The organism is Paracoccaceae bacterium Fryx2 (assembly GCA_032334235.1).
In the GTDB taxonomy this organism is placed as follows: Bacteria; Pseudomonadota; Alphaproteobacteria; order Rhodobacterales; family Rhodobacteraceae; genus JAVSGI01.
This window is the reverse complement of record JAVSGI010000003.1, coordinates 174,257-187,129: the sequence shown is the minus strand read 5'-3', so window position 1 is coordinate 187,129 and position 12,873 is coordinate 174,257. Positions and strand designations below refer to the sequence as shown.

The following is a 12,873-nucleotide window of genomic DNA, read 5'->3' as shown; positions in this document are numbered from 1 at the left end:
TCAATGGTAATAGCTGCCGCCACGAATGTTGGCGTGCTGGAGGGGGGCGACCTCTTCGGAGCCTTCCAGGAAGGCGCGATCGAGGCCGGTCTTGAGGATCGAACGAATGGAGGTGACGGTGCGGGCCCGGATGGTCACACCCCGCTGGCAGGCCGCATCAACGCGCTCCGGCCCATAGGTTTTGACCAAGGCCAGCACACCCAGGCAGGTGCGGAACCCCTGTTCAGGATGGGGGCGGTCAGCCATCACCATCTCGCAAAAGGCGGCGACGGCGGGGCCGGTCTTGGTTGCCTGCGCCAGCATTCTGGCCGGGGTCCATTCGGCAAAGCGACGATGGGCCGATGGCATATGGTCGGCCACGGTGACATGGCTGCGCCGCCCCGGGGTGCGCACGTGGCTCGCAACCCTCTGACCACGATGGAATATCTCGACCGTCTGGCCGCTTGTGCGAACATCGACCTCTTGTTTGATCAGCGCGAAGGGCACGGAATACCATGAGCTGTCGACCTCAACGTGATAGTCGGGTGCCACGCGGGCGCGCTTCCAGCGGGCGAAGACATAAGGTTCGGGCGGTAGGGGCTGAAGATTGGGCCGATCCAAAGTGGCAAACAGATCGGCGCGGCTGGCGCCATAGCCGCGCATCACGCGCATGTTCAACTCGTCCAGCAGCCGCCGGATCGCCACGTTCAACTCGGCCAATGAGAAGAACCGGTGGTTCCGCAGCCGCGCCAGAATCCAGCGTTGTGCCACTTGGACAGCCACTTCCACCTTCGCCTTGTCCCGGGGTTTGCGCGGCCGGGCGGGCAGAACGGCGGTGCCATAATGCGCCGCCATCTCGGCATAGGTCCGGTTCAGCCCCGGATCAAACCGGTCTGCCTTGATCACGGCGGACTTCAGATTGTCCGGAACCACCGCCTTTGGCACGCCGCCCAGAAAGGCGAACATCCGGATATGCGCGAGGATCCAATCTTCCAACCCCTCCGATGCCACCGCCTCGGCATAGGTGTGATTCGATGCCCCCATTGCCGCCACGAACAGCTTCATGGCCCGCGCTTCGCCGGTCGTGGGGTCGATCACGTCGATGGTGTCGCCGGCAAAGTCAACGAACACCTTCTCGCCGCCCACATGTGTCTGGCGCATCGTCGGGCGCACCCGACCCTTCCAAGCCTCGTAATGCGTGCAAAACCAAGTATAGGCAAAACCCCCGGGGTGCGCGGCACGGTATTCTTCCCAGAGCAGCATCCGCGTCACCCCAGGGCGGCGCAACTCGCGGTCAATCTCCGCCCAGTCGGGCACAAGCCGCTCCGCGTCCGGCACCGTGGGCGGGGCTGGAAACAAAAGAAGTTCAAGGCTGTCGTCATCGATCCCCTCCGGCAAGGGCCACGTGAGCCCGGCATGACGCGCCCGTTGGGTGTAGCTTCCGACGCTCCCCTTGCTCAGACCGAGGGAAGCGGCAATGGACCGCTCGCTCAGGCCTTGCCCAAGCTTCAATCGCAAAACATCTCGTATCCGGCGCATGTTCAATCGTCCTGTCGGCATCAAGCCACCCCTTCATTCCTGAAGGCGCAACTATCCTCAATTTGCCGACCAGACCTGCCCGCGATCCCGCGAAATCAGTGCCCAGCTTCACGCGAAATGACTGCCCATGATCCCGTGAAATCGATGCCCACCATCAAGCGAAACACGCACGCTGCTGGCTTCCGGCCAGATCCAGATGCGCAAGGTCGACGGCTGGGAGACGCTTTCCCAGCCCCTCGACCCGATACCTCTTGACCTCGCAGCCGCCTGAGAAACCGAACCTTCACATGCCCGGACCACGCCGCCAGGGAATTTCCACAGCATTCGCGACACGACCCGGTAAAGGGTTTCTATTCGTTCGACAATTCCGCACACAGCCCACTGTTCGAAGAACCCCAACGGGCGACGCAAATTCTAGGTCATGTTGACAAATGGCGGAGCCAGAGGCGGATGGACGTGATGTCGATGAAGCCCAGGAACCTTTCAGCCGTCTTGTCGTAGCGGGTGGCAACGCGTCGGGCATTCTTTGTTGAAGCACCTCTCGACGAGGTTGCGCAGTATGTAGAGTCTGCGATCAACTGCGACGCGCAGCTTTCGGGATTAACGCATGGGTATCACCGGCACGACGTTGCGTGCTTCCATGGTTTTTCGAACCTTGTCAGAGTCATAGCCGCGATCTGCCAGCAGAACGCTCGGTTCGGGAAGGGTGTCGTCCATGACCAGATCAAAGCCCGGATAGTCCGATGTCTGCCCGGCGTGATGTCCGACCTCATAGGCAGGCCTGCGCCGTTGACGCGCAGGTGGATCTTGGTCGTGAAGCCACCCCTCGAACGGCCGAAACCCTGTCTCGGTGTCCCCCTTTTGCACGACGAGGAACGCTCGGGAAGCGGGCCATCTCATCAGCTCGAATCATTTACAAAACCGGCAATGTAGTTATTTTTGCATGATGACCACCACCAGCCCCAACGCCCGCGCGCTTGCCGCCCTTGGCCACGATGCCCGCCTGTCGATCTTTCGCCTTCTGGTGAGGGCGGGGGAGGAGGGATTGCGGGTCAGCGATATCGGTGACCATCTCGGTCTGGCGCCATCGACGCTGTCGCATCATCTTTCGGCGCTCGTCGATGCGGGTCTCGTCGTGCAGGAGAGGCAGGGGCGCGAGGTGTTGAACCGGGTGGATTTTCCGGCCATGCGCAGCGTCGTGACCTTCCTGACCTCGGAATGCTGCGCGGGTGTGACGGTCAAGCCAGCGGAGGATGCTGCGTGATGCGCGCGACCGATTTTCCTGCCCTGAAACAACCAGAAACCCGGAGTCTTGGTGATGACTGACGCGACACTTTTCCCGACCGGCCTCCGGTCTGTCCTGCGGCATCTCTGGCAAGGCGAGCGGGTCTGGCTGGTGTCGGCGCTGATCCTTCTGGCACTGGTGGTGGTGGACCCGCCGCAAGCCGCAGCCAGCGCGCTGTTTGCCGGGGCGTCCCTGTGGCACACGGCGCCCTTTCTGGTGCTCTCGATCGCCATCGCCGCAGGGGCGGGTGCGACGGGGGCCGACAACCTGATCGCCCGGGCCTTCACCGGCGCCCCGCTTCTGATGATCGGGCTGGGCGCGCTGGTGGGGGCCATCTCGCCTTTCTGTTCCTGCGGGGTCATTCCGCTGATCGCGGCGTTGCTGGCGATGGGCGTGCCGCTTTCGGCGGTCATGGCCTTCTGGCTGGCGTCGCCGATCATGGACCCGTCGATGTTCGTGCTGACGGCGGGGGTGCTTGGTCTGGAATTCGCGGTGGCCAAGACCATGGCCGCCATCGGGCTGGGGGTGTTGGGCGGGTTGGTGGTGCATTTTCTGTCGCGCCGCGGCGCGCTGGCGGACCCGCTGCGCGAGGGCGTCGGCAACGGCGGCTGCGGGGGGGCGAGGGTGCGCGTGCCAAAGCCGGTGGTCTGGCGCTTCTGGCAGGACCGGGAACGCCGTGCCCGGTTCGGCAAGACCGCCCGGACCACGACGCTTTTCCTGGCGAAGTGGCTGACGCTGGCCTTCATCCTCGAAAGCCTGATGCTGGCCTGGATCCCGGCCGAGACGGTGACGGCCGTGCTGGGCGGCGAGGGGCTGCTTCCCATCGTCACGGCGACGCTGGTGGGAATCCCGGCCTATCTGAACGGATATGCTGCCCTGCCGCTGGTGGGCGGGCTGATCGGGCAGGGCATGGCGCCGGGGGCGGGGCTGGCCTTTCTGGTTGCAGGCGGTGTCACGTCGATCCCCGCGGCGATGGCGGTCTGGGCACTGGCCCGGCCGCAGGTCTTTGCGCTTTACCTCGCGCTGTCGCTGACGGGCGCCTTCCTGTCGGGGCTTCTGTTCCAGTTCTGGAGCATGGCATGAGGGCGCGGACTTCCATCCTGACGCCCGCCGGATGATGGCCAGACTTTCCCCGGGGCGGCGCGGCCATGTCGTTGCCGCTCTCGGCACCGCCCAGACGGTCGGATGGGCGTCGAGCTATTACATCCCCGCCGTTCTGGCGGTGCCGATGGCGCAGGATCTTGGCCTGTCGCCGGTCTGGGTCTTCGGAGCCTTCTCCATGGCGATGGTGGTCTCTGCCATGATCGGCCCCTGGGCCGGGGCGCGGATCGACGGCTTTGGCGGGCGGGGTGTGCTGATGCTGTCCAACCTCGTCTTCGCGGCCGGCCTCGGGTTGCTGGCGCTGGCCCAATCGCCCGCCGTGCTGTTTGCCGGATGGGCGGTCATCGGGGTCGGCATGGGAATTGGCCTCTATGAGGCAGGTTTCGCCACGCTGGCCGGGATTTACGGCAAGGACGCGCGCGGGCCGATCACCGGAATCACGCTGATCGCCGGGTTTGCAAGCACCGTGGGCTGGCCCCTGTCGGGTCTGATGCTGGCAACCTGGGGCTGGCGCGAAGCCTGCGTCGGCTGGGCGCTGATTCACCTTTGCCTCGCCCTGCCGCTGAATGCCCTGCTGCCAAAGGCGACCGAAAGGGTGGTCGGGCCCGATACGCGACCCGAGGAACGCGCGCCTCCGCCGCGCATGGCGCTGGTGCTTCTGGCCTTCGTTTTCGCGGCGACGTGGTTCAATTCGACCGCCATGGCCGCGCATCTGCCGGGGCTGCTGCAGGAGGCCGGGGCCAGCACAGCCGTGGCCATCGCGGCTGGCGCGCTGATCGGCCCGGCACAGGTGGCGGCACGGGTGCTGGAATTCGGACTGCTGCGCCGGTTCCACCCGCTTGTCTCCACCCGGTTTGCGGCCGCGGCGCATCCGGTGGCGGCCGTGGCACTGGTGACGTTCGGCGGCCCGGCCGCCTATGCCTTCGCGCTGCTGCATGGCGCGGGCAACGGAATTCTGACCATCGCGAAGGGCACCCTGCCGCTGGCCTTGTTCGGCGCGGCGGGATACGGGCGGCGCCTCGGCTGGTTGAATGCACCGGCCCGCATCCTGCAGGCGGCGGCGCCGCTGATCTTCGGGGCCGCGCTTTCGGCCTGGGGGCTTTCTGCCGTCTGGCTGACGGCGGGGGTCGGACTTTCCGCGCTGGTGGCGCTGTTCTTCCTCAGGCGGGCGTAGTGCTGCTCTGCCGGTGAGACTGCCGCCACCGCCGCGTTCGCCTGTGCCTCGGTGCCAAAGGATTTCCCGGCACCGGGTGCAGGGCGACCACGCCTCACCTGCTCCACCACCGGGCGCAACGACCCGGCTGAACTTGACCCGAGGGTTCAACTGATCGGCAGCGGGCAGCAAACCCGCCGGCGCATACCCACCGTGTCGCGTGCCTGTCACAAAACAGCGCTACGCGGTCCGGGGAATTAACCTTAGGAGACCGAGATGCTGCGACACATCATGACAGCGACCGCGCTTGTCTGCCTGGCCGCCCCGGCGCTGGCCGAGTTCAAGCTGGACGCGCGCTATGCCGATGCCGACGGTGACATGATCGCCGACATCCCGACCGATGCGGCGCAACTGGTCGATCCCGACACGCTGATCTTCGCCTATACCCCGGTCGAGGACCCGGCGGTCTATGCCGAGGCCTGGACCGATTTCATCACCCACATGGAAGGCGTCACCGGCAAGAAGGTGCAGTTCTTCCCGATCGACAGCAACGCCGCCCAGATCGAGGCGATGCGCGCGGGCCGTCTGCACATTTCCGGCTTCAACACCGGCTCGAACCCGCTGGCGGTGGCCTGCGCGGGCTTCCGCCCCTTCGCGATGATGGCGGCCAAGGATGGCAGCTTCGGCTACGAGATGGAGATCATCACCCATCCCGGTTCGGGCATCGAAAAGGTCGAAGACCTTAAGGGCAAGAAGCTGGCCTTCACGGCCGAAACCTCGAACTCTGGCTTCAAGGCGCCGTCGGCCCTGCTGAAGGCGGAATACAACCTTGTCGCGGGCACCGATTTCGAGCCGGTGTTCTCGGGCAAGCACGACAACTCGGTGCTGGGCGTGGCCAACAAGGATTATCCGGCCGCCGCCATCGCCAATTCGGTGATGGCCCGGATGATCGAGCGTGGCGTGATCAATGCCGATCAGGTGGTCTCGATCTACAAGTCGGAAACCTTCCCGACCACCGGCTACGGCGTGGCGCACAACCTGACGCCGGAACTGCAGGAAAAGATCAAGGAGGGCTTCTTCGGCTTCCCGTGGGAAGGCTCCACCCTGGCCGAGGAATTCTCCAAGTCCGGCGAAGAGCAGTTCATCCCGATCACCTTCAAGGACAACTGGGCGGTGATCCGGCAGATCGACGAAGCCACCGGCGTGTCCTACGCCTGCCAGTAACCTGATCTGACAGAACCCGCGCGGACGGACAGGTTCCGCCCGCGCGTTTCATTTGCGGCGGGGACAGATGCTCGAAATTGCCAGCCTGACCAAGACCTACAAGACCGGCGACAAGGCGCTGTCGGACGTGACCCTCGCCGTGCCAAAGGGGCAGGTCGTGGGCCTGATCGGCCCTTCGGGTGCCGGGAAATCGACGCTGATCCGCTGCATCAACCGGCTGGTTGAACCCACTTCGGGCAGCATCACGCTGTCGGGCCAGCCGATCACAGGGCTGGGAACGGGCGATCTGCGCCGGATGCGGCGGCGGATCGGGATGATCTTTCAGGAATATGCGCTGGTCGAGCGCCTGACGGTGATGGAAAACGTGCTGTCCGGGCGGCTGGGCTACGTCGGCTTCTGGACCAGCCTGACGCGCCGCTTTGGCGCGGACGACATCCGTCGCGCCTATCGCCTGCTCGACAGGGTGGGCCTGATGGATCAGGCCGACAAGCGCGCCGATGCGCTGTCGGGCGGGCAGCGGCAGCGCGTCGGCATCGCGCGCGCACTGGCGCAGGAACCCGAACTGCTGCTGGTGGACGAGCCGACCGCCAGCCTTGACCCCAAGACCAGCCGCCAGATCATGCGCCTGCTGATCGAGATCTGCGACGAGGCCGGCCTGCCCGCCATCGTCAACATCCATGACGTGCCCCTGGCGCAGCAGTTCGTGGCGCGCATCATCGGCCTGCGCGCGGGCCGCGTGGTGTTCGACGGCACGTCCGACCAGCTGACGCACGAGGCGCTGACATCGATCTACGGCGCCGAGGACTGGGCCGCGATGCGCAAGGGCAGCGACGAGGACGCCGCCGCCGACCGCGACGCCGCCCGGCGCATGGCGACGATCCTCTGATGGCCGCCCCCGCCGCTTACCCCGCGCGCTGGAAACGGCCGCCACAGATATTCACCAACTCCTTGTGGCGCGTCGTGCTGTTCTGGGGGGCCGCGATCTATCTGGTGCTGGCGCTTGGCAGCATCGACGCCAACTGGGCCCGGATCGCACAGGGCTGGGAACGCGGGATGCGGTTCGTCGGCGGCTTCCTGCAACCCGATTTCACCTCGCGCTGGAAGGACATCTCGAACGGGCTGGTCGAAAGCCTGACGATGACGCTGACCTCGACGGTGGTGGGCATCCTGATCTCGGTGCCGATCGGCATCGGGGCGGCGCGCAACGTGGCCCCGGCCTGGGTCTACTATATCTGCCGCGGCATCATCGCCGCCAGCCGCGCGCTGCAGGAGATCATCGTGGCGATCTTCTTTGTCGCCATGTTCGGTTTCGGCCCGTTCGCGGGGTTCCTGACGCTGGCCTTCGGGACCATCGGCTTCCTGTCCAAGCTGCTGGCCGAGGATATCGAGGACATCGACGAGGCGCAGGCCGAGGCGATCCGCGCCACCGGCGCCTCCTGGGCACAGATGATCAACTATGCGATCCAGCCGCAGGTCATGCCGCGGCTGATCGGCCTGTCGCTCTACCGGCTCGACATCAACTTCCGCGAAAGCTCGGTGATCGGGATCGTCGGCGCGGGCGGGATCGGGGCCACCCTGAACACCGCCATCGATCGCTATGAATATGACAGCGCCGGGGCGATCCTGCTGATCATCATCGCTCTGGTGATGGTGTCGGAATACGGCTCCTCCTACCTGCGGAAGTTCCTGCAATGACCGATACCGCCCCTCCCGCCGTCTGGCGCAGGCGCACGCCGCGCACGGCCCTGCTGATCTGGGCCGGCTGGTTCGCGCTGGTGGCGCTGTTCGTCTTCTGCTGGCAGGTGATGAACCGCGGCACGATCTGGGCCTTTGTCTGGGACGCGCCGCGACAGGCCGCCGACATCGGCAGCCGAATGATGCCGCCACGCTGGTCCTACCTGCCCGAACTGATGGTGCCGCTGTGGGACACGCTGAACATGGCGACGCTCGGCACCGTGCTGGGCGTGATCCTGGCGGTGCCGGTTGCCTTTCTTGCCGCGCGCAACACCACGCCCTCGGCGGCGGTGCTGCGGCCCGTGGCGCTGTTCGTGATCGTGGCCTCGCGTTCCATCAACTCGCTGATCTGGGCGCTGCTGCTGGTGGCGATCATGGGGCCCGGCCTGCTGGCCGGTATCATCGCCATCGGCCTGCGCTCGATCGGGTTCATCGGCAAGCTGCTTTACGAGGCGATCGAGGAAGTCGATGTCGGCCCGGTCGAGGCCGTCACCGCCACCGGGGCCGGCCGCGCGCAGATCCTTGACTATGCCATCGTGCCGCAGGTGCTGCCCGCCTTCTGGGGCATCACCGTGTTCCGCTGGGACATCAACATCCGCGAAAGCGCGATCCTCGGCCTTGTGGGGGCGGGCGGGCTTGGCCTGAAACTCCAGGGCTCGCTGAACGTGCTCGCCTGGCCGCAGGTGACCATGATCCTGCTGGTGATCCTCGCCACCGTCATCCTGTCGGAATGGGTGTCCGCCAGGGTCCGCCAAGCCATCATCTGACTGGCCCGCCATGCCCCTGCATGGCCCGACCAGAAGGCGGAAAATGACCAGACGCTTTTCCCCGATCGGTGCCACGGCACTGGTGCCGCTGCCTGCGGGGGCCTTTGCGCATCCGGCGCGCGGTTCGAACGACGCGCCTGTTGCAGGGCGACCCGACCCGCGCAAACGAGACCGTGGAAGAAAAATCCGATCAGCGATGGGTGCCGGGCCGCATCACCGGAACGCGCTTCCGGAAACATGGCTTTCGGCGGTTTGGGGGCGGCCATTCACGTCAGGCGGCGAGGCAGGTGCCCGCCCGTTCGCAGGGCGCGCGTTCAAGCTGCACGGTGGCATGGGCGATTGCGAAGTCGTGCTCCAGTTCGTCCGTGACGTAATCGAGGAAGGCATCGGGATCCGCACCATCCCAGACCAGATGCACCGCCAGCGCCGTGCGGGTGGTGGATAGTGCCCAGATGTGCAGGTCGTGCACGTTGCTGACGCCCGCCTGCGCGCCCAGCCAGTCTGCCACGGCCTGACGGTCGATGGCCTCGGGCACGCCGTCTAGCCCCAGCCGCAGCGAGTCGCGCAGCAGGCCCCAGGCGGTAACTGCGATCAGCAGGCTGACCGCGATTGCCACCGCGGGGTCAAGCCAGTGCCAGCCGGTCAGCATGATCCCCGCCGCCGCCAGCACCACCGCCCCCGACACCGCCGCATCCGCCGCCATGTGAAGATAGGCCCCCTTGGCGTTCAGGTCGTTCCTTTGCGATTTCATGAACAGCAGCGCCGATCCGCTGTTCACCCCGATGCCGACCAGCGCCACCAGCAGGATCGTCAGCCCCGGCACCTCGACCACGGTCTGGAAGCGGTGCGCCGCCTCCCAGACCACCACGACCACCCCGATCAGGATGGCCACCGCGTTCAGCATGGCGGCAAGGATCGTGGCGCGGCCATAGCCGAAGGTGTAGGTGGCACTGCCCGCGCGCCTGGCCAGCACCGCAGCCCCCCAGGCGATCAGCAGCCCCGCGACATCGGTCAGATTGTGCGCAGCATCGGCCAGCAGTGCGAGCGAGCCGGTCATGAACCCCGCCGTCGCCTCGACAATGACATAGGCCGTGTTGAGCGCCACGGCCCAGCGGAAGGCCGGGCCAAGGTCGGCGGGTGGGGTGTGCGCGTGATCATGTGCCATGGGTCAGCCTTTCCGCCGGATCGTGCCGGAAAGCTCGGTCGCACCCGCCAATGTGTTGTAGATGGTGCCGTATTTCTGCAGGTTCTTGTGCAGCAGGTTCAGGCGGGCGTCGCTTTCGCCCGTATCCACCGTGATTTCATAGCTGATGCGGATCATTTTCGGCGGGCTGTCCTGGCGGATGCCGTGCAGGGTAACCTCGATCCCGCGCAGATCGAACTCCAGCATCGGAACCACCCGTTCCGTGCCCTTCAGGATGCAGGCGGCAAGGCTGGCGAGCAGCATCTCGGCCGGGTTGAAGGCATCCGGCCGCCCGGCCATGTCGGTATCGAGCGTGATGCGCGCCTGTTTGGCGGTGGCCTCGGACCCGTGGCTGTCGATGCGGCGGGCGGAAACGCGGTATTCCAGCATCATTCGAACTCCATCTGTGTCGGACTGTTTCAGATCGGCGAAGGCAGACTGGTCCAGCCATCCGCACCGGCCGGATCAACGCCCCGTGCGAAATGTGCCGCGATGCTTATCCCCGACAAGGGCCTTCATCAGCAGCAGCTACCGGTCGCGGGCGAGCCGCCGCAGCAGGATGGCCCTGTCGCGGTGGGCGCATCGTCGCCGCAGCAGGTGGAAGCCGACGCCGGAGATGAGACGCCGCCTGCCGCGCCGGTGACCGGGAAGCCGCGATCCACCCAGCGGCCGATGCCGGGACGCATGTTCGTGACGCGGGTATAGCCGTGATACATCAGGAAATAGGCGGCCTTCAGGCTGCGCTCGCCCACGGCACAGGCCAGGATCACGTCGCGGTCGCGCGGCACCTCGTGCCAGCGATCCTCGAACTGGCTGAGCGGGATGTTCACCACCTCGCAGCCCGCAAAGCCAACCTGCGCCACTTCGGTCGGCTCGCGCACATCGACCAGCAGCGCGCCCGCCTTCAGCAGCCGCTGCGACGAGGTGGGGCAAACCTCGCGCGCTTCGGTCAGGTCTTTCCGGGTGACTTCGTTCATCGCGGCCTCCCTCACGTCAGCCATGCCAGCACCTGGTCATGCGACGGGACCGAGCCTTTGTGCACGACCTTGCCGCCAACCACGACGGCGGGGGTGGTCATCACGCCGAAGCCGACGATCTGGCGCATGTCCTCGATCTTTTCGATCTCCACGGCCTTGCCCGCCCCGGCCGCCACGCGGGTGATCATGTCGGCCGTCGCCTTGCACTTGGCGCAGCCGGGGCCCAGAACCTTGATTTCCATGGTTTGTCCTTTCAGAACAGAAAGTTGAACAGATAGCCGACGGCCAGGATGCCCGTTCCCACGACGCCGGCGAAGACCGCGATCAGGCGCAGGGTCAGCACCTGTTTCAGGATGATCATCTCGGGCAGGCTCAGCGCGATCACGGCCATCATGAAGGCCAGCACGGTGCCCAGCGCCGCACCCTTGCCCAGAAGCGCCTCGACGATCGGGATGACCCCGGCGGCATTGGTGTACATCGGAATGCCGATCAGGACGGCGGCGGGCACGGACCACCAGGCATCCGCCCCCATGATGCGGGCCATCAGTGCCTCGGGCACATAACCGTGGATCAGCGCGCCCATGCCGATGCCGAGGATGATCCACATCCAGACCCGGCCAAAGATCTCGCGCACCGCCTCGACGCCAAGGCGGTAGCGGTTCACCATGGTCCGGGGCGCGTCATCGACGGCGTCGGGTGCCGTCGCACCAGAGTGGATGTCGCGCACCCAATCCTGCAACCAGCCTTCCAGCTTCAGCTTGCCGATCACCCAGCCGGCAAGGATCGCGATGATCAGGCCGAAGGCGGCGTAGGTCAGGGCGACTTTCCAGCCAACCAACCCGAACAGCAGCGCCAGCGCCACTTCGTTCACCATCGGCGCCGCGATCAGGAAGGAAAACGTCACACCCAGCGGCACGCCCGCCGACACCAGCCCGATGAAAAGCGGCACCGCCGAGCACGAACAGAATGGCGTCATCACGCCCAGTCCCGCGGCAAGAACATTGCCGACGCCTTCCCGTTTGCCTGCCAGCATGGCGCGCGTGCGTTCGGGCGAGAAGTAGCTGCGCACCACGCCCATGGCAAAGACGATCAGCGTCAAGAGCATCATCACCTTGGGCACGTCGTAAAGGAAAAACGCGATCGCCTTGCCTGCATGGCTGTCGCGCTCCACCGGAAACAGCGCCGTGATCCATTCCGCAACGGGGACCAGCTGGCCATAGACCAGCCACCAGACGGCGACGAAGGCCACAAGTCCGACGTGCCACACCCAGTCGCGGCGCGGAGCGGGATGGGACGGCGTGGTCATGTCCGCGTTCATGCGGCAATCCTTTCTTCGAGTGCGGCGGCGGCCAGCACCGCCTCCAGAATGGCGCAAGAGGCGGGGGCAAGGGCGGGGTTCAGCCGGTAGCGCACCCATTGCGCATCACGCCGATCCGTCACCAGACCCGCCTGCTTCAGGATCTGCATGTGCCGCGACATCCGGCTTTGCGTCGCATCAAGCCGGGCCATCAGGTCACAGACGCAATGCTCGCCACCATCGGCAAGGATGCGGATCGCACCAAGGCGGGTCGGTTCGGCCAGGGCGGAAAGAACGGCGATGGGCATGAGATACTCCTGCGCTTATGCGTCAAGGCGCAAATATACCCGCAGAACACATGCGTCAATCGGAATGCGATGGCCGGACATCCTGACGCAGCATGGCGCATCGCACCCGGGCCAGCTTCCCGTTCCCGGCGCCGTTCTCACCCCCGGCAGGGCTTCAGGCAACAGCATGATGACCCGCCCGCGCGCCCGGCCCGGCGTGGCCTTGTGCCGGTGCCCGCTGCGGGCCGTTTCGGGGATGATCCGGTGCCACGTCTTCTGGCGGCCCGGACCGACGACGCGAGATACCGATGCGCGCCTCGGACAGGGCAGGGTGGCACGCGGTGCGA

Annotated in this window: 14 protein-coding genes and 1 pseudogene; 7 read left to right on the top strand and 8 right to left on the bottom strand. The window is 66.0% G+C overall.

Annotated elements, in window-relative coordinates; all coding sequences use genetic code 11:
* Entirely contained in the window at nt 1–1,539 is a 1,539-nt protein-coding gene (gene istA / locus RNZ50_01820) for an IS21 family transposase (GenBank protein ID MDT8853788.1), read from the bottom strand.
* A 398-nt stretch (nt 1,540–1,937) separates the two neighbouring features.
* Nucleotides 1,938–2,381, bottom strand: a pseudogene (locus RNZ50_01815) (IS5 family transposase).
* Between the two features lie 83 nt (nt 2,382–2,464).
* On the opposite strand from RNZ50_01815, the gene RNZ50_01810 reads away from it, so the two are divergent.
* From RNZ50_01810 to phnE (RNZ50_01780), 7 genes are all read left to right on the top strand, one after another.
* Entirely contained in the window at nt 2,465–2,782 is a 318-nt protein-coding gene (locus RNZ50_01810; protein MDT8853787.1) for a metalloregulator ArsR/SmtB family transcription factor, read from the top strand.
* A 54-nt stretch (nt 2,783–2,836) separates the two neighbouring features.
* A complete protein-coding gene (locus tag RNZ50_01805) occupies nt 2,837–3,886 on the top strand; it encodes a permease (protein MDT8853786.1) in 1,050 nt (349 codons plus the stop codon).
* Nucleotides 3,887–3,920: 34 nt separating this feature from the next.
* The gene (locus RNZ50_01800; GenBank protein ID MDT8853785.1) at nt 3,921–5,078 is read left to right on the top strand and encodes an MFS transporter; all 1,158 of its coding nucleotides are present in this window, start codon (nt 3,921–3,923) and stop codon (nt 5,076–5,078) included.
* Nucleotides 5,079–5,333: 255 nt separating this feature from the next.
* Nucleotides 5,334–6,281: a phosphate/phosphite/phosphonate ABC transporter substrate-binding protein gene (gene phnD, locus RNZ50_01795; protein ID MDT8853784.1), complete on the top strand. Its 948-nt coding sequence runs from the start codon at nt 5,334–5,336 to the stop codon at nt 6,279–6,281.
* Between the two features lie 67 nt (nt 6,282–6,348).
* Nucleotides 6,349–7,167 (top strand): phosphonate ABC transporter ATP-binding protein, encoded by an 819-nt coding sequence (gene phnC, locus RNZ50_01790; protein MDT8853783.1) that lies wholly within the window; start codon nt 6,349–6,351, stop codon nt 7,165–7,167.
* On the top strand, nt 7,167–7,976 hold the full coding sequence (gene phnE / locus RNZ50_01785) for a phosphonate ABC transporter, permease protein PhnE (protein MDT8853782.1): 810 nt from the start codon (nt 7,167–7,169) through the stop codon (nt 7,974–7,976). The genes phnC and phnE (RNZ50_01785) overlap by 1 nt, the downstream gene beginning before the upstream one ends.
* Nucleotides 7,973–8,782, top strand: coding sequence for a phosphonate ABC transporter, permease protein PhnE (gene phnE / locus RNZ50_01780; protein ID MDT8853781.1), 810 nt, complete (start codon nt 7,973–7,975; stop codon nt 8,780–8,782). Before phnE (RNZ50_01785) ends, phnE (RNZ50_01780) begins: the two co-directional genes overlap by 4 nt.
* Before the next feature lie 271 nt (nt 8,783–9,053).
* On the opposite strand, the gene RNZ50_01775 is transcribed toward phnE (RNZ50_01780), so the two are convergent.
* From RNZ50_01775 to RNZ50_01750, 6 genes are all read right to left on the bottom strand, one after another.
* Entirely contained in the window at nt 9,054–9,947 is an 894-nt protein-coding gene (locus RNZ50_01775; protein MDT8853780.1) for a cation diffusion facilitator family transporter, read from the bottom strand.
* A 3-nt stretch (nt 9,948–9,950) separates the two neighbouring features.
* The gene (locus tag RNZ50_01770) at nt 9,951–10,355 is read right to left on the bottom strand and encodes an OsmC family protein (protein MDT8853779.1); all 405 of its coding nucleotides are present in this window, start codon (nt 10,353–10,355) and stop codon (nt 9,951–9,953) included.
* Between the two features lie 128 nt (nt 10,356–10,483).
* On the bottom strand, nt 10,484–10,942 hold the full coding sequence (locus RNZ50_01765; protein MDT8853778.1) for a rhodanese-like domain-containing protein: 459 nt from the start codon (nt 10,940–10,942) through the stop codon (nt 10,484–10,486).
* A gap of 11 nt (nt 10,943–10,953) precedes the next feature.
* The gene (locus tag RNZ50_01760) at nt 10,954–11,184 is read right to left on the bottom strand and encodes a thioredoxin family protein (GenBank protein MDT8853777.1); all 231 of its coding nucleotides are present in this window, start codon (nt 11,182–11,184) and stop codon (nt 10,954–10,956) included.
* Nucleotides 11,185–11,195: 11 nt separating this feature from the next.
* Nucleotides 11,196–12,260, bottom strand: a complete 1,065-nt coding sequence (locus RNZ50_01755; GenBank protein ID MDT8853776.1) for a permease — start codon at nt 12,258–12,260, stop codon at nt 11,196–11,198.
* The gene (locus tag RNZ50_01750; GenBank protein MDT8853775.1) at nt 12,257–12,547 is read right to left on the bottom strand and encodes a metalloregulator ArsR/SmtB family transcription factor; all 291 of its coding nucleotides are present in this window, start codon (nt 12,545–12,547) and stop codon (nt 12,257–12,259) included. Before RNZ50_01750 ends, RNZ50_01755 begins: the two co-directional genes overlap by 4 nt.
* Nucleotides 12,548–12,873 lie beyond the last annotated feature (326 nt).

What these genes read in the sequence shown, in the direction of transcription:
- RNZ50_01810 (MDT8853787.1), top strand. Translation starts at nt 2,465, where the DNA reads ATGACCACCACCAGCCCCAACGCCCGCGCGCTTGCCGCCCTTGGCCAC.
- RNZ50_01765 (MDT8853778.1), bottom strand. Translation starts at nt 10,942, where the DNA reads ATGAACGAAGTCACCCGGAAAGACCTGACCGAAGCGCGCGAGGTTTGC.
- RNZ50_01805 (MDT8853786.1), top strand. Translation starts at nt 2,837, where the DNA reads ATGACTGACGCGACACTTTTCCCGACCGGCCTCCGGTCTGTCCTGCGG.
- RNZ50_01760 (MDT8853777.1), bottom strand. Translation starts at nt 11,184, where the DNA reads ATGGAAATCAAGGTTCTGGGCCCCGGCTGCGCCAAGTGCAAGGCGACG.
- phnD (MDT8853784.1), top strand. Translation starts at nt 5,334, where the DNA reads ATGCTGCGACACATCATGACAGCGACCGCGCTTGTCTGCCTGGCCGCC.
- phnC (MDT8853783.1), top strand. Translation starts at nt 6,349, where the DNA reads ATGCTCGAAATTGCCAGCCTGACCAAGACCTACAAGACCGGCGACAAG.
- RNZ50_01755 (MDT8853776.1), bottom strand. Translation starts at nt 12,260, where the DNA reads ATGAACGCGGACATGACCACGCCGTCCCATCCCGCTCCGCGCCGCGAC.
- phnE (MDT8853782.1), top strand. Translation starts at nt 7,167, where the DNA reads ATGGCCGCCCCCGCCGCTTACCCCGCGCGCTGGAAACGGCCGCCACAG.
- RNZ50_01800 (MDT8853785.1), top strand. Translation starts at nt 3,921, where the DNA reads ATGGCCAGACTTTCCCCGGGGCGGCGCGGCCATGTCGTTGCCGCTCTC.
- RNZ50_01770 (MDT8853779.1), bottom strand. Translation starts at nt 10,355, where the DNA reads ATGCTGGAATACCGCGTTTCCGCCCGCCGCATCGACAGCCACGGGTCC.
- phnE (MDT8853781.1), top strand. Translation starts at nt 7,973, where the DNA reads ATGACCGATACCGCCCCTCCCGCCGTCTGGCGCAGGCGCACGCCGCGC.
- RNZ50_01775 (MDT8853780.1), bottom strand. Translation starts at nt 9,947, where the DNA reads ATGGCACATGATCACGCGCACACCCCACCCGCCGACCTTGGCCCGGCC.
- RNZ50_01750 (MDT8853775.1), bottom strand. Translation starts at nt 12,547, where the DNA reads ATGCCCATCGCCGTTCTTTCCGCCCTGGCCGAACCGACCCGCCTTGGT.
- istA (MDT8853788.1), bottom strand. Translation starts at nt 1,539, where the DNA reads ATGCCGACAGGACGATTGAACATGCGCCGGATACGAGATGTTTTGCGA.